This window comes from Haloleucobacter albus (assembly GCF_052492075.1).
Genome location: NZ_JBQWAS010000029.1, coordinates 205,468 through 225,694, shown reverse-complemented (window position 1 = coordinate 225,694; position 20,227 = coordinate 205,468). Strand labels below are relative to the sequence as shown.

20 protein-coding genes are annotated in these 20,227 nt (G+C 62.0%); 7 read left to right on the top strand and 13 right to left on the bottom strand.

All coding sequences use genetic code 11. From position 1 onward, the window contains the following. Window positions 1-37: 37 nt before the first annotated feature. Together ACT6QH_RS13530 and ACT6QH_RS13525 are read left to right on the top strand one after the other, a co-directional pair. Entirely contained in the window at window positions 38-310 is a 273-nt protein-coding gene (locus ACT6QH_RS13530) for a DUF6460 domain-containing protein (RefSeq protein ID WP_444975339.1), read from the top strand. Beyond that, a complete protein-coding gene (locus ACT6QH_RS13525; RefSeq protein WP_444975338.1) occupies window positions 274-1,650 on the top strand; it encodes an MATE family efflux transporter in 1,377 nt (458 codons plus the stop codon). Before ACT6QH_RS13530 ends, ACT6QH_RS13525 begins: the two co-directional genes overlap by 37 nt. 3 nt (window positions 1,651-1,653) lie before the next feature. Here ACT6QH_RS13525 and ACT6QH_RS13520 read toward each other — a convergent pair whose 3' ends face one another. Continuing rightward, complete coding sequence (locus ACT6QH_RS13520) at window positions 1,654-2,040, bottom strand: DUF952 domain-containing protein (RefSeq protein ID WP_444975366.1); 387 nt, start codon at window positions 2,038-2,040, stop codon at window positions 1,654-1,656. Window positions 2,041-2,213: 173 nt separating this feature from the next. On the opposite strand from ACT6QH_RS13520, the gene ACT6QH_RS13515 reads away from it, so the two are divergent. Continuing rightward, entirely contained in the window at window positions 2,214-2,918 is a 705-nt protein-coding gene (locus ACT6QH_RS13515) for a S24 family peptidase (RefSeq protein WP_444975337.1), read from the top strand. 4 nt (window positions 2,919-2,922) lie between these two features. On the opposite strand, the gene ACT6QH_RS13510 is transcribed toward ACT6QH_RS13515, so the two are convergent. Then, window positions 2,923-4,620: a cisplatin damage response ATP-dependent DNA ligase gene (locus ACT6QH_RS13510; RefSeq protein WP_444975336.1), complete on the bottom strand. Its 1,698-nt coding sequence runs from the start codon at window positions 4,618-4,620 to the stop codon at window positions 2,923-2,925. A gap of 112 nt (window positions 4,621-4,732) precedes the next feature. Next, window positions 4,733-5,929 (bottom strand): acyl-CoA dehydrogenase, encoded by a 1,197-nt coding sequence (locus ACT6QH_RS13505; RefSeq protein ID WP_444975335.1) that lies wholly within the window; start codon window positions 5,927-5,929, stop codon window positions 4,733-4,735. A gap of 283 nt (window positions 5,930-6,212) precedes the next feature. Here ACT6QH_RS13505 and ACT6QH_RS13500 point away from each other — a divergent pair, with 283 nt between their 5' ends. Then, window positions 6,213-7,037, top strand: coding sequence for a TetR/AcrR family transcriptional regulator (locus tag ACT6QH_RS13500; protein WP_444975334.1), 825 nt, complete (start codon window positions 6,213-6,215; stop codon window positions 7,035-7,037). A gap of 58 nt (window positions 7,038-7,095) precedes the next feature. Here ACT6QH_RS13500 and ACT6QH_RS13495 read toward each other — a convergent pair whose 3' ends face one another. After that, window positions 7,096-7,776, bottom strand: coding sequence for a hypothetical protein (locus ACT6QH_RS13495; RefSeq protein WP_444975333.1), 681 nt, complete (start codon window positions 7,774-7,776; stop codon window positions 7,096-7,098). Next, window positions 7,776-8,624: a DUF2092 domain-containing protein gene (locus ACT6QH_RS13490; protein WP_444975332.1), complete on the bottom strand. Its 849-nt coding sequence runs from the start codon at window positions 8,622-8,624 to the stop codon at window positions 7,776-7,778. The genes ACT6QH_RS13495 and ACT6QH_RS13490 overlap by 1 nt, the downstream gene beginning before the upstream one ends. Window positions 8,625-8,867: 243 nt before the next feature. Between ACT6QH_RS13490 and ACT6QH_RS13485 the strand changes: the two genes are divergently transcribed. Continuing rightward, window positions 8,868-9,098 carry a hypothetical protein gene (locus tag ACT6QH_RS13485; RefSeq protein WP_444975331.1) on the top strand — a complete coding sequence of 77 codons (231 nt, stop codon included), beginning with the start codon at window positions 8,868-8,870 and terminating at the stop codon, window positions 9,096-9,098. Between the two features lie 103 nt (window positions 9,099-9,201). Here ACT6QH_RS13485 and purF read toward each other — a convergent pair whose 3' ends face one another. From purF to radA, 3 genes are all read right to left on the bottom strand, one after another. Continuing rightward, window positions 9,202-10,674, bottom strand: a complete 1,473-nt coding sequence (gene purF / locus ACT6QH_RS13480; RefSeq protein ID WP_444975365.1) for an amidophosphoribosyltransferase — start codon at window positions 10,672-10,674, stop codon at window positions 9,202-9,204. Window positions 10,675-10,759: 85 nt separating this feature from the next. Further along, a complete protein-coding gene (locus tag ACT6QH_RS13475; protein WP_444975330.1) occupies window positions 10,760-11,455 on the bottom strand; it encodes a CvpA family protein in 696 nt (231 codons plus the stop codon). Window positions 11,456-11,626: 171 nt separating this feature from the next. Then, window positions 11,627-13,060: a DNA repair protein RadA gene (gene radA / locus ACT6QH_RS13470; protein ID WP_444975329.1), complete on the bottom strand. Its 1,434-nt coding sequence runs from the start codon at window positions 13,058-13,060 to the stop codon at window positions 11,627-11,629. 370 nt (window positions 13,061-13,430) lie between these two features. Between radA and ACT6QH_RS13465 the strand changes: the two genes are divergently transcribed. Next, window positions 13,431-14,384: a 3-hydroxyacyl-CoA dehydrogenase NAD-binding domain-containing protein gene (locus ACT6QH_RS13465; RefSeq protein ID WP_444975328.1), complete on the top strand. Its 954-nt coding sequence runs from the start codon at window positions 13,431-13,433 to the stop codon at window positions 14,382-14,384. Between the two features lie 135 nt (window positions 14,385-14,519). On the opposite strand, the gene ACT6QH_RS13460 is transcribed toward ACT6QH_RS13465, so the two are convergent. Next, complete coding sequence (locus tag ACT6QH_RS13460; protein WP_444975327.1) at window positions 14,520-14,837, bottom strand: type II toxin-antitoxin system ParD family antitoxin; 318 nt, start codon at window positions 14,835-14,837, stop codon at window positions 14,520-14,522. Between the two features lie 66 nt (window positions 14,838-14,903). On the opposite strand from ACT6QH_RS13460, the gene ACT6QH_RS13455 reads away from it, so the two are divergent. Continuing rightward, window positions 14,904-15,044 (top strand): hypothetical protein, encoded by a 141-nt coding sequence (locus ACT6QH_RS13455; protein WP_444975326.1) that lies wholly within the window; start codon window positions 14,904-14,906, stop codon window positions 15,042-15,044. Window positions 15,045-15,090: 46 nt separating this feature from the next. On the opposite strand, the gene alr is transcribed toward ACT6QH_RS13455, so the two are convergent. From alr to ACT6QH_RS13435, 4 genes are all read right to left on the bottom strand, one after another. Next, window positions 15,091-16,248 carry an alanine racemase gene (gene alr, locus ACT6QH_RS13450; RefSeq protein WP_444975325.1) on the bottom strand — a complete coding sequence of 386 codons (1,158 nt, stop codon included), beginning with the start codon at window positions 16,246-16,248 and terminating at the stop codon, window positions 15,091-15,093. 59 nt (window positions 16,249-16,307) lie between these two features. Then, the gene (locus tag ACT6QH_RS13445) at window positions 16,308-17,792 is read right to left on the bottom strand and encodes a replicative DNA helicase (protein WP_444975364.1); all 1,485 of its coding nucleotides are present in this window, start codon (window positions 17,790-17,792) and stop codon (window positions 16,308-16,310) included. Between the two features lie 177 nt (window positions 17,793-17,969). Continuing rightward, window positions 17,970-19,373: a M20/M25/M40 family metallo-hydrolase gene (locus ACT6QH_RS13440; protein ID WP_444975324.1), complete on the bottom strand. Its 1,404-nt coding sequence runs from the start codon at window positions 19,371-19,373 to the stop codon at window positions 17,970-17,972. A gap of 231 nt (window positions 19,374-19,604) precedes the next feature. Next, a complete protein-coding gene (locus ACT6QH_RS13435; protein ID WP_444975323.1) occupies window positions 19,605-20,036 on the bottom strand; it encodes a hypothetical protein in 432 nt (143 codons plus the stop codon). Window positions 20,037-20,227 lie beyond the last annotated feature (191 nt).

Here is a 20,227-nt window from a genome sequence, read left to right as displayed (position 1 = left end):
CGCGTTTGAGATGCGCGCCTGTCACAGGAGATGGTCCATGTCCGAGAACAATCAGCTCACCCGGTTCTTTGGCGGCTCGCCCGCCTGGGTTCTGGTGCGTCTGGTGGTCCTGTCCATTGTGGTGGGGGTCATTCTCGCGGCGCTGGGGCTGGACCCCATGAATATCTTCAAGAGCCTTGAACGGCTGGTGCGCAATCTCTTCACCTTCGGCTTTGATGCCCTTGAAGGATTGTGGCGTTATTTCCTGCTGGGCGCTGTCATCGTCATTCCGTTGTGGCTCATCATGCGTATCGCATCCGCTCGGCGCTGAAGGAGCGTGTGACCATGCATGGTGTGGCTGAGGTGGTGACGCATCGCCGGGTTCTGGCGATTGCCCTGCCAATGACATTGGCGCATCTCACCACGCCACTGCTGGGGCTGACGAACACTGCCGTTGTCGGGCGGCTGGGAGATGCCGCCCTGCTGGGCGGGGTGGCGCTGGGCGCTGTCATCTTCGATATGCTGTTCTGGATGTTCGGCTTCCTGCGCATGGGCACGGTGGGGCTGGTGGCGCAGGCGCAAGGCCGCAGGGATGCGCAAGAGCAGCGTGCTGTCTTGTTGCGTGCGCTGCTGTTTGCTGGCCTGTGCGGGCTGGTGATGGTGCTGTTACAGTTGCCATTGTTGTGGCTCTCCCTGCATCTGGCCGGCGCCAGCCCGGAAGTGAATGCAGCGGTTGCTGATTATTTTCATATCCGCATTTTCGCGGCCCCCTTCACGCTGGCCAATTATGTGGTGCTGGGCTGGCTCACTGGCCTGGGGCGCACCGGGCTGGCCCTGCTGGTGCAGGCGGGCATGAATGCCCTGAACATGGTTCTGAGCGCCCTTCTGGTTCTGGTTCTGGGGCTGGGCGTGGCCGGCGCGGGAGCCGGGGCGCTGATGGCCGAGGCCGCAGGCACTCTCGTGGGTTTGCTGATCTGCGCCCGGCTGCTGGGCTTCAGGCTCATGGTGCCGCGGGCCGTGCTGCTGGACAAGGCGCGCCTGGCCAGCACCTTCATGCTCAATGGCGATATCATGATCCGCACAGCGGCGCTGATGTTCACCTTCGCTTTCTTTGCGGGGCAGGGCGCGCGTGCGGGTGATGCGACATTGGCTGCAAACGGGCTGTTGCAGAATATGGGATTGCTGGCCGTCTATTTTCTGGATGGCTTCGCCACAGCTGCGGAACAGATCTGCGGTTCGGCCGCCGGTGCGCGCCGGCGCGCACCTTTCATGAGGGGAATCCGGCTGATAATCCTGTGGGGCTTTGGCTGTGCCCTTGTGGCATTTGCACTGTTCATGCTGGTTGGGCCATGGGGCATTGATCTGATGACAACCAGCCCGGAGGTGCGGGCGGAGGCGCGCCACTTCCTGCTTTATGCCGCGCTGATGCCTCTGGCCGGTGTGCTGGCTTTCGTGCTGGATGGCGTCTTTATCGGGGCGCTCTGGTCGCGCGATATGCGCAACATGATGCTGGTGGCCGTTGCGATCTATTTGCTGCTGTGGTGGAGCATGAGGGCATGGGGAAACCATGGGCTGTGGCTGGCCATGCTGGGCCTGTTTCTGGCGCGTGGCGGCCTGCTGGCCCTGCGCTTGCCCGTGCTGGCGCGCAGAACCTTTACGCTTCCTGAGTGAGCATCACGCCTCGTCGGATAGAAAATCATCTTCCGTTGGGAAGAGATGGGCGCCATCTGCGCCAAGGGGCAGTTCCTTCACCCACAGTACGGCAGAAAGAGGCAGCGCCGTATAAAGATGCGGAAACAATGCGCCACCACGGGAAGGCTCCCATTTCAGGGCAGGCCCCAACGCATGCCTATCCACGGCAATCAGCTTCAGGCCGGTTTGCCCGGAGAAGTGACGCCGTGCGGTTTCACGCGCCTGTTCTGCGGTGGAAAAATGGATATAGCCATCCGCATGATCTACCGGAGCGCCTTCAAACACGCCTTTCTCCTGCGCCTGCACCCATAAATCGGCGGGGCAGATCTTGTAGATCAGGCGCGGGGCGGGCGGGCTGGAGTGGGGCATGGTGCGGCTCTCATAGGTAGGGGCAAATGCTCTATAGAGCATTTTTGCTTCACCTGCGCAGCAGCTCTGCCATTGTCTGGGTGGAGTTTGTGGTAGGAATATTGTCCTGTACAAATAAGGAACATAATCTTATGATCGCCCCATAATGGTGCCAGCCTTGCGGGAGGGTGTGAATGTCGACGCTGACCCATGGCCAGATCTGGCGCGCACTGGATCATCTCGCCGAAGCACATGGGCTGTCCACTTCCGGCCTTGCCCGGCATGCGGGGCTGGACCCCACCACATTCAACCGCTCCAAGCGTATCACGGCAGATGGGCGGATGCGCTGGCCCTCTACGGAGAGCATCGCCAAGGCATTGGCAGCCACCGGCACCAGTATGGAAAATTTCTTCGCCTTGCTCCAGCCGGAGCGGGGGCGGTTGCACTCTGCCTCCGGTTTTGAGGAGGATGCGGGCGGTAGCTTCCGTTATCAGGCGCAGGCGCACAAACCCTTGCGGGCCATTCCGCAAATCGGCTTTGCCCAGGCGGGAAACGGCGGTTTCTTTGATGATGCCGGCTTTCCGGCGGGTACGGGCTGGGATGAGGTCATTTTCCCCGAGGTGGAGGATAACCACGCCTATGCCCTAGAAATTTCAGGGGATTCCATGCTGCCTGTCTATCGGGCGGGGGATGTGGTGGTGGTCTCGCCGGAAGCCTCCATCCGCAAGGGCGACAGGGTGGTGGCCAAAACCCGTGAGGGAGAGGTTCTGGCCAAGGAGCTGGCACGCCGCACCGTGCATTTCGTCGAGCTGCGCTCACTCAACCCGGATTACGAAGACCGGAAAATCGCACTGGAAAATCTGGAATGGATGGCGCGCATTATCTGGGCCAGCCAATAGAGCGTCAGCTTTCCGCAGGCAGAAGAGCCTGAAGGGCTGAGAGCCTGCCCGCCGCCACTGGTGCCATGCCTGCATTCACGTGCATGATGCTTGGCGTGCGCAGGATGAGCCCGCACCGATGCCGGGTGGAGTGGGAAACTCCTTCAAAGGCAATCTCCAGAACCAGCCCGTGATCTGCATCATGCGCCACCTCCCGCACAGGGCCGAAACGATTGATGGTTTCAGCCTGCACAAAGTGTGCTACCGCGTTGCGCTCCGTCTCGGGCAGATCGAGAAGGGCCTTTCCCACTGGCACCAGTTCTTCTACCTGCGTGCCATCCCGCCACAGGCCGAAGGTCGCCTCCAGAAGCTGCGGGGCATGGCGGGCACGCTGTACATAGAGCAGGACAGCCTTGATGCGCCGGGGTGCGCGCGGCCAGCTCCACCATCTCGGTTCTGCTGTTTCTGCTGTTGCCGCAGGCCGGTAAGGGGAGAGGGCAGGCTTCAGCAACAGCCCGCGCGTCGCTTCGGCATATGGCCCTGACGCTGGGGGAGCTTCATGCAGAGCTGCAAGATCTGCCGGCCCGGAGAAGGGCAGAAGAGGCGAGAGGCTGAGATGGGTTGAACTTTCATGCCGCTTCAGCAGGGCTTCCAGCCGGGCGCGACGGGCAAAGAGGGGCAGGCGGCGCAAATCTTCCCCATTCTCCTCCAGAAGATCGCAGGCGATGAAATGGGCGGGATATTGCGCCATGAGCTGAGGGGGCTGGCGCGAGCGTTCCAGCCGTTTCTGAAGCCGGGCGAAGGGATGGGCGCGGCCCTTGTGCCACATGAGCACGAGGCCATCCACAAGGGCGGGGCCGGACAGAAGCTGCTCCATTTCCGGGAAGTGGCGTGTCAGTTCTTCACCGGATGCACTGTAAAGACGTGTAACAAGTGACCCTTCGGCTGTATTGGCGCAAACCAGTTCCGCCCGAAGCCCATCCCATTTCCATTCCGCAAGATGGCTTTCAGGGGTGACGCTTTCAAGCCCACCGGCGGGCAGCTCCCCCACTGGCATCAGGGGGTGGAAGGGTGCCGGTCGCGTGAGGATGGGGCGCGGGCCGCGCCGTTCCATATAGGCGAACAGCCCTTCATAAGGCGGCTCCAGCCCGGAGCAGAGCGTCGCCACTTCCTCGGATGTGTGCTGCCCCTGTGGGTCCAGAGCTGCAATTGCGGCGCGGGGCAGGTGGGGTGTTTCCAGTGGTTTCAGGCCGCCTGTCAGAAGTTTCAGCAGGGCCCAGCGGCCAAGATCATCCAGCCTGTCGAGCCAGAGGGCAAGGGTTTGTACCTGCGCAGAGGAGGGCAGTGTCGGCCAGATGTGGTCGATTTCGGAAAGAAAAAGCGGTGGCTCCGTCGTTTGTCTTGGGGCTGCCGCTGCCGTGTGTGAAGGCGTGGGCTGCGATAGCGGCCCTGTCAGTGGCCATGTCAGCGCAATGGTTTCGGCAAGATCGCCGACATAATCATGCGAAAGCTGGAACAGCACCGGGTCCGTGCGCAGGCCGGCCAATGCGCGCAGCCGGGCGGGGGAAAGGCGCGGCAGGGTGATGCTGCCTGTCAGAAGCCCGAGTGCAAAGCCGCGATCAGGATCTGGCGTGCGCCGAAAATAATCCGTCATCATCCGCAACCGAGCTGGGGCGGCATGCTCACGCGAGAGCAGATCAAAAAGGGCGGCGAAGCGGTTCATGGGGTTCCAGCCATGACAGCTTCGCCGCCTTGCGGCAAGGCAGGGGGCACCTTGCCCTGAAGAGGGCCGTAACCCGGACAGGATTGCGCCTGCCCGGCTGGGCTGTTCAGCCTCAGTAGAAAGCCTGAAGCCCGGTGATGGCGCGGCCGAGGATCAGCGCATGCACATCATGCGTGCCCTCATAGGTGTTCACCGTTTCCAGATTGGCAGCGTGACGGATAACGTGGAATTCGGCGGAAATGCCATTGCCGCCGTGCATGTCGCGGGCCATGCGGGCAATATCCAGTGCCTTGCCGCAATTGTTGCGCTTGATGATGGAGATGACCTGCGGCGGCAGATGGCCTTCATCAAACATGCGGCCCACGCGCAGGCAGGTTTGCAGGCCCATGGAGATTTCGGTCAGCATGTCAGCCAGCTTCTTCTGAACCAGCTGGGTCTGGGCCAGCGGACGACCGAACTGCTGACGGTCCAGCGTATATTGACGCGCCGCAGCATAACAGGCTTCAGCCGCACCCATGGCGCCCCAGCCAATGCCATAACGCGCCCGGTTGAGGCAGCCGAACGGGCCGGAGAGGCCAGAGACGTTGGGCAGCAGGTTTTCTTCTGGAATCTCGGCCCCGTCCAGCACCACTTCGCCGGTGATGGAGGCGCGCAGCGAGAGCTTGCCGTCAATCTTGGGGGTGGAGAAACCTTTGGTGCCACGCTCCACCACAAAGCCGCGAATGGCATTGTCATGAGCGGCAGATTTCGCCCAGACTACGGCGAGGTCGGCGATGGGGGAGTTGGTGATCCACATCTTGGTGCCGGTCAGGCGGTAGCCACCATCAATTTTTTCAGCGCGGGTGCGCATGCCGGCCGGGTCGGAACCGGCATCCGGCTCGGTCAGGCCGAAGCAGCCCACCCACTCGCCGGTGGCGAGCTTGGGCAGATATTTCTTGCGCTGCTCTTCCGAGCCGTAGGCATAGATGGGGTGCATCACCAGAGAGGATTGCACGCTCATGGCCGAGCGATAGCCCGAATCCACCCGCTCCACCTCACGGGCGGCCAGGCCATAGGAGACATAGCCCAGCCCCGCTCCGCCATATTCTTCGGGAATGGTGGAGCCGAGCAGGCCCAGCTCACCCATTTCGCTCATGATTTCGCGGTCGAAGCGCTCATCCAGATAAGCGGAGGTGACGCGCGGCAGCAGCTTTTCCTGCGCATAAGCACGGGCGGTTTCCTGCACCATGCGCTCATCTTCGGTGAGCTGGCTGGAGAGGTCGAGCGGGTCGGTCCAGTCGAAAACAGGCTTGGAAGATGAAGCGGACATGAAGCACTCCCTGCGGCGTTGTGCCGGCGGTCATCTCTCGCCGGGTTGAATTTAATTCCGACCAGTCGGTATATAATTATTAGGGGGCGGTCAAGGGGCTCTTCGCGCCGCGCATGGAGCAAAGGCGGGAGGGGTTGCAAGAAATGGCGTGTGGCCTGAATTTGTGCCGCGTTTCGCCAATCGGCAAAGCTGGGCCATAAGGCTGGGGTTTGCCGTTCAGTGGAATCAGGCGAGGCGGGCCGGGCGTAGGCGTGGGCTTTCACGCCCCGGCAGGGAGAATGGAATGGCAGAGCGGGACAAGGGGCAGTTGGACGGAAAGCCGGAAAAGAAAACGCCTGGGAATGACGCGTCGCGCCCGCAGGCGGTCCATGGACCGGATGAAGCCAGCCTTGCCCCTGACGGAATGGTGCCTGTGGATGAGGGAGCCGCTGGCCGCAAGACCGGGAGGCGGCCGGGGCGTCCTGCTGGCCGCTCTTCCGGGGGACGCTCAGCCTCATCACCCCGCTCTCCCGGTGAGAAAGGGCCAGGTCGCCCCCCTTTGCGGGATGATCCACGGGCGCAGATTGTACAGCAGGCCGCCCGTCTGTTTGCCCACAAAGGGTATGAAGCCAGCTCGCTCAGCGAACTGGCGGCAGCCATGGGTTATTCCAAGGGGGCAATATACAATTATTTTTCGTCAAAACAGGATATTTACGACGCGATTATCATCTTCTCGCTCACGGGCCTTTATGAAACGGCGGCAGCGGCCGTGCGCCCGGAAGATGCGCCGGTGGAGCGTCTACGCCAGTATATGGTGGCGCATGCCCGCTTTCTGGCCGACAACTATGATTGCTTCGCCACCATGCTGGTGGGCTTCAGCGGCATGCAGAGCCAGTTGAAGGGGAATGCGCTGCTGCTGCGTGATGCGCATGAAGGGCTTCTGCGCCAGATCATCGCTGATGGAGTGGAGGATGGCTCCTTCCGTGCGGTGGACAAGGCTGCAACAGGCCGCGCCGTTCTTTCCCTGTTGAGCTGGATGGTGCGCTGGTTCCGCCCCGGCGGCGGCAAATCCGCAGAAGATGTGGCTGCGGAATATCACGATCTTCTGGTGCGTGGCCTGTTGCCCTGAGGGCCTGTGCACGGCATGAAAAAGCCGGGCAAGCTGCCCGGCTTTTCTTGTATTCGGCTCAGTAGGGGCCGGGAACGACCCGGTAGATAACCTGACCGCCATTGAACTGGGGCTTGAACCAGTTGGGGCCGCACTGCTGATAGCTGACATTGCCTACAATGACCTGTGAACAGGTTGGCGGCAGCTGATACACGGCGCTTCCCATGGCCAGAGCGGTGGCAGCGGCGGTGCCCACCCACCAGGCTCCCGGATAGAAGCCTGCACCGACAGGCAGCGGGAAGGGTGGCGGGTAAGGGTGCAAGCCCGGAGGGGGCGGCGGAAAGGGATGCGGCCCATAATAGGGGTGAGGCCCATAAGCCGGACCGGGCGGCGGAGGAACAGGATGCGGCCCGTAGCCCGGCCCCGGAGGCGGCATATGGCCAGGCCCGCCCGGAGGTGGTGGCGGGGGCATGTGGCCGGGGCCGCCGGGCATGCCGGCATGGCCAAAATCTGGCGGTGGGGGCCGGAAAGCCGGGGCATTGAAATGCGGCGCCATGTTCATGCGCGGGCCCATCATGTCACCATGGAAGCCTCCGCCTCCAAAGCCACCCCCGAACCCACCGTGAAAGCCACCTCCGCCAAATCCGCGCGCATCAGCCTGTAGCGGGAGCAGGGCCAGAAAGGTCGCCGAGAGCGCCGCCACGCCCATAACCGCCGCACGCAGGCCGCGGCGCGGACGGGATGTGAGGACATGTCTCATCACTTGTCTTCCTTGCCGGGTTTTTCATTCTTGCGGAAAGAGATGCCTTTCATCTCCTTGGCTGGAGCAAAGGCAAATACGGTATCGGAAATCTGCGCATCCGGTGTCCAGCTCAGGCGGGCGGTGAAGCGTGGATGGCTGGCAACGCTCCGGTCTACAATAGAGATTTTCAGCGGCAGCGGAGCTTCACCCTTTTGCACCCAAAGCTCCAGATCCGCATCTTTGCCGACCAGCAGATAGTGATCTGCCTCCACATCTCCCAGCCGCACGGAGCCAATGAGTGTGCCGAACTCAAATTGCTTGAGCGGGGAGTTTTCCGCATTCCAGCTGAAGAGATCGGACAGGGGTAGCTCGACGCTGAGGGACTGGGCCGCGAAGGCCAGCGCTTCCTGAATGGTGGGCGGAGTGCGCTCGCTGGCGTAATAGCCATGATCGGGAGCGACAAGCGTGAGGGTTTTGCCGTCAAAGATATATTGGCGGCTCAGCGTACCGTTCACTGTATCAATGCGCAGCTTGTTGGGGCGCTGCGCCCAGTAATGGGCATGGCCCGTGGCCTCGATCTGATGGCCGGCAGGGCCCACCAGTTCCATGGTGGTGTCTGTTGTCAGCTCGAAGCTTTTCAGGGCGGCCAGATAGCTGCTCATGCGGATAAGAGCGGCCTGCACTTCCTGATCGGTTTTTGCCGGTGTCGGCGCAGTTTGGGTGGAGGAAGGCGCGGCGGTTTCTGCGGGCGCTTCCGCCGGTGCGGCTCGCGCGCCGGGTGGCGCTGCGCTTGCCGCAACAGCAATGATGGCGAGGCTTGAGACAAGGGTTGTGGCGACTCTTGTCAGGCCGATGGAACTCAGCATGAACACGCCTTTCCTCAGCTGGTAGAGGGCTTGGAGCAGCCAACCGGAATAGTTGTTGTCCGCCTCCGCATTCTAGCGGCGCTTATGGAGCGCATCAGCGCATTTTGCATCAGTGCGGGGCGCATGACACGAATTTTTAGCAGGGGTGGGAACTTGTGTGCCACCAGATGCGTTCAACCTGTAGGCGCGGCAGTTTTTCGCCTGTGGAATTGTCTGGGGCTGCGCGCTGAAGAGGAGGACAAGATGCCGCACACTTCTCGCGAAACAGCCACAAGGGCTGCATCTGCCCATGGCGCATCCTCCCGGACGGAGGGGCAGGCTGAAGAGCAGGGCGGGCTGACGGGCTGGGAACGCGACCGCGTGCGTCGGCGGGCGCTGGCTCTGTGGTGGGAAGACGGGTGCCCGCAATGGCGGGGGCGGGAGCATTGGGCACAGGCCCAGCTTCAGATGCTGAAGCGCTATCCCCGTATATAAAGCTTCGCAGCTGTATGCTCTCGGGCCGGATTGGAGCCCTGAGAGGGCAATCCCGGAGGCGGAAAGGAAAACGGGGCCCGAGGGCCCCGTTGCTTTATGCGTTTCAGCTTGCTTCCGCCAGCAGGGAGAGTTGCTGGGCTCCGGCCGCACAGGCCCGGTCTGTCAGCGCAGTCGGGTAATCGCCGGTGAAGCAATGATCCGTGAATTGCGGATGGACCGGATCACGTCCCTCATAGCCCATGGCGCGATACACACCATCCACCGTGATGAAGGCGAGCGAGTCCGCGCCAATATAACGGCGCATGCTCTCCAGATCATGGGTGGCGGCCAGCAGCTTGTCGCGGTCCGGCGTATCAATACCGTAATAATCGGGATGGGTGATGGGCGGAGAGGCGATGCGGAAATGCACTTCCTTCGCCCCGGCCTCACGCATCATCTTCACGATTTTCACCGAGGTGGTGCCGCGTACAAGGCTGTCATCCACCAACACAATGCTCTTGCCTTCCACCACGGAGCGGTTGGCAGAGTGCTTCATGCGCACGCCCTGATCGCGGATGGACTGGGTGGGCTGAATGAAGGTGCGGCCCACATAGTGGTTGCGGATGATCCCCAACTCATAGGGAATGCCGGAATACTGGGAAAAGCCGATGGCCGCCGGCACGCCGGAATCCGGCACGGGCACAATCACATCGGCATTGGCGGGGCTTTCTTCCGCCAGCACCTGGCCCATCTTCTTGCGGACCTGATAGACGGAGCGTCCGCTGACGATGGAATCCGGCCGGGCGAAATAGATATATTCAAAAATGCAGGGGCGCGGCGCCATTTCCGGGAACGGCTTGAAGGAGTTCACCCCATCCTCATCAATGACGACCACCTCGCCATTTTCGATATCACGCACATAGCGTGCGCCGATAATGTCGAGCGCGCAGGTCTCGGAAGCGAGGATGGGGGCATCATCCAGCATGCCCAGCACCAGCGGGCGAATGCCCAGCGGGTCGCGCGCGCCGATCAGCTTCTTGTTGGTGAGGGCCACCAGAGAATAGGCACCCTCCAGCGAGCGGATGGCGTCAATGAAGCGATCAATGAAGCGGGGCTTCTTGGAGCGCGCCACCAGATGGAGGATGACCTCGGTATCCGTGGTGGACTGGGTGATGGCACCATCCCGCACCAGCTGCTTGCGCAGGGTGATGCCATTGGTGAGGTTGCCATTGTGGCCCACGGCGAAGCCGCCGGCATCCAGTTCGGCAAACAGCGGCTGCACATTGCGCAGCAGGGTTTCGCCGGTCGTGGAATAGCGCACATGACCGATGGCGGCCTGTCCGGGCAGGCGATCAATCACGTTCGCGTCGGAGAAGGCATCTCCAACCAGCCCCAGGCGACGCTCGGAATGATAGCGCTTGCCATCAAAGGAGACGATGCCGGCAGCTTCTTGCCCGCGGTGCTGCAAGGCGTGCAGGCCAATGGCCGTAAGCGCGGCAGCGTGGGGGTGATTGTAGATGCCGAAAACGCCGCACTCTTCACGCAGGCGGTCGCCATCCATGTCAAAATCCAGGCTATCGGCCATGTTCTCTGCCATATGATGTTGCGGAAGCAGGGCTTCGCCCGCGCCGCATGTCTCATCTTCGCGTTCAATCTTCATAGCGCACCTCCGCCCGTGCGGCCTATTGGCCGGCGCCGTGCGTGCTTTCCAGAAGTTGGTCCAAACCGCGCTGGTCAGAGCCCTTATAGCCGGAGGCCGGGTTCGTGCCCTGCGTGTGTGTTGCCGGCATTCCGCTTCCCCCGGTGCCGGCGCCCTGGCCCCCTACGGGCGAGGTGGGGGCATCCGAGCCATCCTGTGGGAAGGGCTGCTTCTTCAATTTGTTTAGAATGGTGTTTTCCGGGTCTTCCGGCAACTGCGCGATGAGCCAGTCACCTATGCTCTGGAGGGTGGGCCGGGATTTTGAGTCCAGAATCCAGACCGGCTGGGCTTTCACCGGCACCAGCCAGTTGAAGAAGAGGAACGCAACGACCATCAGCAGAAGGCCGCGCGCCAGCCCGAACAGGAAGCCGAGAGTGCGGTCCAGCGCCCCGATTCGACTGTCCAGAACCAGATCGGAGATGCGCGCGGTAATGATGGAGGCTATGAGAAGCGTGCCAAGAAACAAAATGGCGACAGTTGTCGCCGTGGCCGCCATGTCCTGTGAGATGTATTGTTTCACAAAAGGCAGGGCCTGTTTGTAGAACAGTACGGTAACGGCAGCCGCCGCAACCCAGGACATGATGCTGAGAACTTCTCTTATCAACCCTCGCACCATGGCGAGGATTCCTGAAATCAGCATCACTGAAATCACGATGATATCGAGTAGGGTGACTGGCATCAGAACATCGGGTCCGTGGTAAGTGCGGCGCAGATTTCTCTGCGGGTGGTTTCGTTGGGCAGCGTCGGGCCGAGGCGCGCCGCCCACAAGAACACTTTGCGGCTGTCATATAGCTTGCGGAGCGGCTCTCGTCATCCATCCGCTGCATGGTTTGTGACCGCGCTGTGAATCTCAGGCATCATCGTCTTCACTCTCGTGCCGGCTTTCCACCTCACGCGGTTTTGAACGGCGGGGCGCGCGTGCGGCGATGGTGGCGACGAGTTGGGCGAGGGAGGAGACTGCCTCCACCTCCACGGGTGGGGCGCTGCCATCCGGCGCGCTGGAAGGAATGACAGCGCGGGCGAAGCCAAGCTTGGCGGCTTCCTTCAGCCGGGCCGGGGCCTGCGATACCTGCCGTACCGCTCCGGTGAGACTGACTTCGCCGAAATAGACCGCATCGGCCGGCAAGGGCGCGCCAGTGAGCGAAGATACCAGCGCGGCCGCTACGGCCAGATCTGCCGCCGGCTCGCCAATACGCAGGCCGCCGGCGACATTCAGATACACATCATGCCCGCCCAGCCGCACACCGCAGCGGGCATCCAGCACGGCCAGAACCATGGACAGGCGGGCCGGGTCCCACCCCACAACTGCCCGGCGCGGTGTGCCAAGAGAGGAGGGGGCGACCAGAGCCTGAATTTCCACCAGCACGGGCCGTGTGCCTTCCATGCCGGCAAACACCGCGGTGCCCGGCGCGCCCAGATCGCGGTGGGACAGAAACAGCTCGGATGGGTTGGCGACTTCCCGCAGGCCACCGCCTGTCATCTCGAACACGCCGATCTCATCGGTGGGGCCGAAGCGGTTTTTCTGTGCCCGCAGAATGCGGAACTGATGTGCGCCATCCCCCTCGAAGGAGAAAACAGCGTCCACCATATGCTCCACCACGCGGGGGCCGGCGATCTGTCCATCCTTGGTGACGTGTCCCACAAGGATGACACAAGCGCCCGCCTGCTTGGCATAACGCACCAGCAATTGTGCCGAGGTGCGCACCTGCGTGACCGTGCCGGGCGCGGATTCCACACTGTCAGACCACATTGTCTGGATGGAATCGATCACCACAAATTGGACCGGCGGGCCGGAGGCGAGGGTGGCGAGAATATTCTCGGCATTGGTTTCGGCGGCCAGCCCCACTTGCGCATCGGCAAGGCCGAGCCGCTGGGCGCGCATGCGCACCTGATCCACCGCTTCTTCACCGGAAACATAGACCACGCGCAGCCCATGGGCCGAAAGTGCGGCGGAAGCCTGAACCAGAAGGGTGGATTTGCCGATGCCGGGATCACCGCCAATCAGCAGGATGGAGCCGGGCACGAAACCCCCACCGGCTACCCTGTCCAGTTCGCCAATGCCGGAAATGAGGCGAGGCGCAGCTTCCCCCGCGCCCTGAAGGCTCTGAAGGGCCACGGCACGGCCCTTGCGCCCGGCACGCTGTGCGGCAGGCACGCTGGCGACGACAGCGGTTTCCTCGGCAATGCTGTTCCACTCGCCGCAGGCATCACATTTGCCCTGCCAGCGCGAATAGACCGCGCCGCAGGCCTGGCAGGTAAAGGAAGATGCGGCACGCTTGGCCATGGATGTTCCGCTGCAACAGATAAGAGACAGGCGCGGGCGAATCCCGTTCCGGCGCGCGCAGTCTAGCGATGATTGCGGGCCTGTGCCGAGAATGTGGGGGATTCCTTTGTACACATGCATTTTCGTGGGGGAGAGGCTGTGCCCGCATAGCTTCACAAAATGCAGGGATGTGCCTTATATCAAACAGATATGGCGGAGTATGATGCGCCCTGCATCCCATTTCGCCATGGAGTAGCCGTGCACATGGTGCACGCTTCCAGATGAAATGGCGATGCCGCCGACCGGAGCGGCCAGACGGGCAGCCGCCATTCCGGGTGCGGGGTGAATTTCATCCGCCGCATCTGTTCCCATCCGATTTTGAGGATATGACATGCCTGTTTCTTCACAGCCCGAAACCATTGCGGTGATTGGCGTCGGCGTTATTGGTTCAAGCTGGGTGTCTTTGTTTCTGGCGGCCGGGCTGAAGGTGCGCGCCAATGACCCCGCCCCCGGTGCGGAAGAGCGGCTGCGGGCTTTCGTGGCCAATGCCTGGCCGGCGCTGGAAAATCTGGGGCAGACAAAGGGGCTGACGCTGGAGGCCGCGCAGGCGGCACTGAGTTTCCATGCCCGGATTGAGGATGCGGCCACGGGCGCGCAGTTCGTTCAGGAAAATGCGCCCGAGCGTCTTGAAATCAAGCGCGAAACCTATGCGCGCCTTGAGGCCGGGCTGGCTGATGACGCGATCATCGCCTCTTCCACCTCCGGCATCATGCCCAGTGCCTTGCAGGAGCTGATGACGCGCCCCGAGCGGTTCCTCGTGGGGCATCCCTTCAATCCGCCCCATCTCATTCCGCTGGTGGAAGTGGTGCCCGGCAAGCAGACAACCGAGGCCTGTGTGGAGGCTGCAACCGCTTTCTACCGGGCTATCGGCAAAACTCCCATCCGTCTGCACAAGGAAGTGGTGGGCCATGTCGCCAACCGCCTACAGGGCGCGATCTGGCGGGAGGCCGTGTATCTGGCGCAGCAAGGTGTGGCCTCAGTTGAAGATATTGATCTGGCTGTTTCCGCCGGGCCGGGGCAGCGCTGGGCCATTATGGGGCCGAGCATGACCTTCAATCTGGGCGGTGGGCGCGGCGGCATGGCCCATTTTCTCGAGCATCTGGGTCCAGCAGTGGAAACCTGGTGGGCAGATCTGGGCGCGCCGCATCTGGATGAAGCTACGCAGAAAATGTTGGCTGATGCTTTCGACAGGCTGGATGATGCGCAGTTTGAAAAGGCCATCCAGCACCGTGACAAGGCGCTGCTGCGTCGCCTGCGGGCTCTGGCTGAAGACGCTCAGGATTGACGGTTTGCGGTGCGGCCGGCGGATGGACGCGGCCGCACCAACGGGCCGCCATTGGGTGCATTCTTTTGGCGTATCCTTATGGGCGCCCTCTTGGCAGGGCGCATCATGCGGCAGAACGTGCCCGGCGCGGCAGCTTCAGTTTGCGCTGGCGGCGCTGCTGGCAGCCAGATTGGCAGAGGCCAGCAGGCGCTCAATTTCGCTGGAAGCTTCCTCCAGGCCATGCATGGCATTTACAGCGCGAAACGTATCCGCTTTGGGCGTTTCGGCCGCCAGCGCCGCGTGAAGTGCGCTGAGGCGGGCCGTGCGCTCGCGCTCCTTTTCGCGCAGCAGCTTCAGCGCGGCTGTGATGACGGCGTGCGGCCCCTCATAACGGCCGGAGGTGATGAAGCTTTCCACAAGGCTTTGCTGCTCCGGCAGAAGGGCTGTCTGGTGCGAGGTGGTCTCGTTCGACATGGATCTCTCCCGTTCCGTGAGGGCGGGCCGATGTCCTTTCGGGGCAGACGTCGGCGCAGGTGCTGAATGATGCGTGTGATGTTGCGCGGTGCTGGCTTCAAGGCTGCACACATATGGTTACCGAAGCGTTTATGGGTGTTCGCGCGCAGGGTCGAGCCTTTCCGGCTGACGACCGCGCGCCAGGCGGAAAAGCTGAATTTTTTCTAAAGCTTCTGCGTGTCAGAAGATTGTGGAAACCTGGCTGGGGCTGGTGTCAGGGTGCCAGATAGTGCCGCTCATAACGTGGGCCAAGGGATGTCAGAACCTCATATCCGATGGTTCCGGCCTTGGTTGCCAGTTCATCCACGCTGATGCCGGCCCCCAGAAACTCCGCTTCCATGCCGCGTTCCAGAGTATTCTCAGGCAGGTCGGTAATATCCAGCGTGGCCAGATCCATAGAGATGCGGCCCACCAGAGGGCAGCGCTGGCCAGCCACTATGGCCTCGGCCCCCTTGCGGACATCCGTGGAGCCGGCGGCGCGCAAAAAGCCATCAGCATAACCGATATGAACCACAGCAAGCCGGCTGTCGCGTTCCAGCCGCTCCATCGCGCCATAGCCCACGGTTTCCCCCGCAGAAGCATGGCAAGTCTGGATGATCCGCGCGGCCAGCCTTACGGCAGGGCGCAGGGCCGGGCGGCCTTCAATTGCGCCGCCGCCATAAAGCAGGATGCCGGGACGGACCAGATTGAAGTGATAATCCGCCCCCATCAATGTGCCGGCGGAATTGGCAAGTGAGGCCGGCACGCCATCAAACAGCCGGGCGATGTCTGCGAAGCGGGCCTGCTGGCGGGCCGTGAGTGGGTGATCCGGCGTATCGGCGCAGGCCAGATGGCTCATGACAAGGCTGGGTGTGAAGCCCAGTTCATGCCGCGTGGAGGCGATCTCCGCTGCTTCGTGAAGGGAAAGGCCCAGCCGGTGCATGCCGGTATCCACATGCACGGCTGCCGGCAGGTCTTCACCGACGGAACGGCAATGGGTTCCCCATTCCGTAATTTCCGGCAGGGAGCCGAGAACGGGGCGCAGCATATCTGCGGCAAAGGCCGGGGCCATGCCAGGCAGAAGGCCATTCAGTGCATAAATATTGGCCTGTGGCAGCAGGCGACGAAGCTTCTGTGCCTCTTGCAGATGCGCAACAAAAAAGGTGCGCGCACCCTCGGCCCACAGGGCAGGGGCTACATATTCCACACCAAGCCCATAGGCATTGGCCTTCACCACGGCGGCGCATTCCGCCGGGCCGGCGAGATCGGCAAGGGTGCGCCAGTTTGCAGCTATGGCGCCAAGATCAATAGTGAGCACCGCACCAGCGGCATCACCCGAGCGGGGGCCGGCCGCATGGGCCGTTTCATGCTCGTGGGTCTGCGCTGCCGTCATGTCTCTCCCCCGCACGGGCTGGAGTGGATGGGTTGAAGCTGGGCCCCTTGCGGGGGCCGTTACTCGTGGTGATCGGACAGGCGCTGGTCCTGAGCGAGATTGGAGAAGCGCGTGAATTGTGGCTCGAAATGCACCTTCACGGTGCCGGTGGGGCCGTGGCGCTGCTTGCCCACGATGATTTCAGCTGTGTTCTCAGCTGATTTCATCTCGATTTCCCACTGGAACCACTCTTCCGTACCCTGCTTGGGTTCGCGATTCTTGAGGTAATATTCCTCACGATACACGAACATCACCACGTCAGCGTCCTGCTCGATGGAGCCGGATTCACGCAGATCCGAGAGTTGCGGACGTTTGTCATCGCGCGTTTCCACCTGACGCGAGAGCTGTGACAGGGCCATGATGGGCACTTGCAATTCTTTCGCCAGAGCTTTCAGGCCGGTGGTGATTTCGGTGATTTCCTGCACACGCCCCTGAGATGAACTCTTGGACGAGCCGGACAGCAGCTGGAGATAGTCCACCACCATGAAATCCAGCCCGCGCTGACGCTTCAGCCGGCGGGCGCGCGCCACAAGCTGGGCAATGGAGATACCGCCGGTGTCATCAATATAGAGCGGAATGGTCTGCATGGTCTGGGCGGCGGCGGCGAGTTTCGAGAACTCGCTTTCCGAGATGTCGCCGCGGCGGATCTTGTAAGAGGCGATCTCGGCCTGCTCGGCCAGAATACGGGTGGCGAGCTGCTCGGCGCTCATTTCCAGCGAGAAGAAACCGACAATGCCGCCGGAAACGCTTTCGATAGAGCCATCCGGCCGGGTTTCCCCCCGATAGGCCGCCGCAATATTGAAGGCGATATTGGTGGCCAGCGAGGTTTTGCCCATGGCCGGGCGGCCGGCGAGGATGATGAGATCCGACGGCTGGAGGCCACCCATCTGGTGGTCCAGATCATCCAGCGCGGTGGCGATGCCGGAAAGGTGGCCATCACGCTGGAAGGCCTTGGAGGCCATGTCCACCGATTCCTTAAGCGCCTCGCCGAAGCGCTGGAAGCCGCCATCATAGCGGCCGGTTTCGGCAATTTCGTACAGACGTTTTTCAGCCTGCTCAATCTGCTCCTGCGGGGAGGCCTCAACTTCCGCATCGAACGCCTCATTGACGATTTCCTCGCCAATCAGGATGAGATCGCGCCGCACCGACAGATCATGGATGATGCGGCCATAATCCTCGGCATTGATGATGGTGGTGGCTTCGGCTGCAAGGCGCGCCAGATATTGAGGGCCGGTGAGCCCGGCCACATCCAGATCCGGCGGCAGGAAGGTCTTCAGCGTGACGGGAGTCGCGATCTTGCCGGCGCGCACCAGCGCGCCCACCAGCTCATAAAGCCGGGCATGAAGCTGCTCGTGGAAATGGCGCGCCTCCAGAAAATCCGAAACGCGGTAGAAAGCTTCATTGTTCACCAGAATGGCGCCCAGCAGCGCCTGTTCGGCCTCCAGATTGTGGGGCACCTGGCGATAGGTGGGGTCGGAAGCCCCCTTGTCGGGAATATCAAGCATGGTGTTCTGGTGGTCCATTGCCGTGAGGGGCTCCTCTAGCAGAGGGAAGCTTACCGACCTCTTGCCGCCGCCGCGCTGATTCCTCGCAACGGCGGCGGATGCAATAGCCACGCCGCTTTCCCCCGTGAATGAATTATGGGGATAACGGCGAAAACTCCCTCAGGCCGCCCACCGGCCTCAGGCCAGCGCTTCCAGAATGCGCACCCAGCTGCGCGTGCCCTTGTGGAAGGAGGTGAGGTCATATTTCTCATTGGGGGAGTGCACCCGATCATCATCCAGACCGAAGCCGATGAGGAGTGTATCCAGATCCAGAAGCTTGCGGAACTGGCCCACCACCGGGATGGAGCCGCCGGAACCGATGGTCACAGGTTCCACCTGCCATTCCGCTTTCAGGGCGGCGCTGGCGGCTGTGAGGTCAGCGCTTTCAGGTGGCACCATGAAGGCGCGTGCACCTTCGCCGGTGGCAAGGTCAAACTGGCAATCCGCCGGCAGACGCGCTTTCACGAACTGCTCGAAGGCGGCCCGGATCTTCGCCGGGTCCTGATCGGCCACCAGGCGGAAGGAGATCTTGGCTGTGGCAGTGGCGGGAATGATGGTTTTTGAACCACCCCCGATATAGCCGCCATAAATGCCATTAATCTCGAAGGTGGGGCGAGACTGAACCAGTTCGATCAGCAGCCGGTCCTGCTCGCCGGCCGGTTCGGACAGGCCGACAGGCTTCAGGAAGCTTTCAGGGGTGAAATTCAGGGCCTTCCAGCGCGCCAGAATCTCGGCTGGCGGCTCGACCACATCATCATAAAAGCCGGGAATGGTGACGCGGCCCTGCTCATCATGCACATCGGCGATGATCTTCGAGAGCACATGAATGGGGTTGCGAGCCGCCCCGCCATAGAGGCCGGAATGCAGATCGCGGCTGGGGCCGGAAATGGTCAGCTCGGTATGCAGAATGCCGCGCAGGGAAGTGGTGATGGAGGGGGTCTTTGCATCCCACATCCCTGTATCACACACCAGAGCGATATCGGCTTTCAACTCCGCGGCGTGGCTTTCGAGGAAAGATGGCAGGTTGGGGGAGCCGCATTCTTCCTCGCCCTCCAGCAGCAGCGTTACATCCACCGGCAGATGGCCTGTGGTGGTCTTGAGCGCGCGCAGGGCTTCGATGAAGGTCATCACCTGGCCTTTGTCATCGGCTGCGCCGCGGGCCACGATGGTGTGTCGTCCATCTTCCGTTTCACCCATGCGAGGCTCGAAAGGCGGGGTGTGCCACAAATTCAGCGGATCGACCGGCTGGACATCATAATGGCCATAAAACAGCACGCGGCGGGGCGCGCCGCTATCCGTGCGGGCGACCAGAACCGGATGGCCGGGCGTGGCGTGCACCGTGGCGCTGAAGCCGAGATCCACCAGTTCCTTCGCCGCCCATGCCGCTGCTTCCTGGCATTGGGTTGCATAGGCCGGATCGGTCGAGATGGAGGGAATGCGCAGAAACGCGAACAGCCGCGCCAGAGCAGCCTCCAGTCCGTCATCCACGGCCTGTAGGGTCTGTTCAAGCTCTGAACTGGATGCGGCATCGCGCGAGGTCATGACGAAGCTCTCCCATGCTGGGGCTGTGTGGAAAACAGCCGAGTCCCACTATGCTTGCCCCGCTTCATGCCGGACGCAAGAGGCGGTTCCATGGGGGCAGCTCAGCTGCAAGTGAATGGCAGTGAAGCGCAGATGAGGGCCGATGAGGTATCAGGACCAAGTATCAGGACAAGGTATCGGGACAAGGCATGGGGACGCTGTGAAAAATTGGGAGCCGCGCGCTTGGGGCATCTATGGCAATGGGGGGGCCGGGGCCTCTGTCGCTTCAGGGGTTTCGGGCCGTATGGCCCTACTGGCTCGCCGGGCCTGTTGCAGCACGCAGCCAATACGGCGATACAGCATGCGCGGCGCGGCGGGGGCGGCGAGGGCACCCTCATATCCCTTCTGAATCTGCATGCGCTCCAGCGATGCGGCAGGCAGGGGGGCAATAAGGACGGCCGGCATGCCATTGCCGTCACGAAAGGGATTTTCCGGGATATTTTCCGCGTTGTCCGCGTGCACCACCAGCAAATCCGCTTCCGGGGGGCGAAGTGAGATCTCTTCCAGCATGGCGGCTTCCAGAATTTCGCCAATGCCGAAAGTGACGAGAGCCTCTCGCAGGCTCTGGCGACGGTCAGTTTGCGGATCAATGATAAGAATACGGGCGGTCGGCAACACCTTCATAAGGCGCTCCACTATAATATGTGTGCGACTTTCTATTTGGATGCACACATATGTTCAGCCTTGCCAGAAGAGCCCCGCAACTCTACTGACGTTGGAGCGCGAAAATAACTGTGCCTCCATTTTGAATCAACAGGGGCGCTATAACAAGAAAGTTGGGTGGGCCTGAAAGGGCCAGCCTGAGAGCTGAAGGC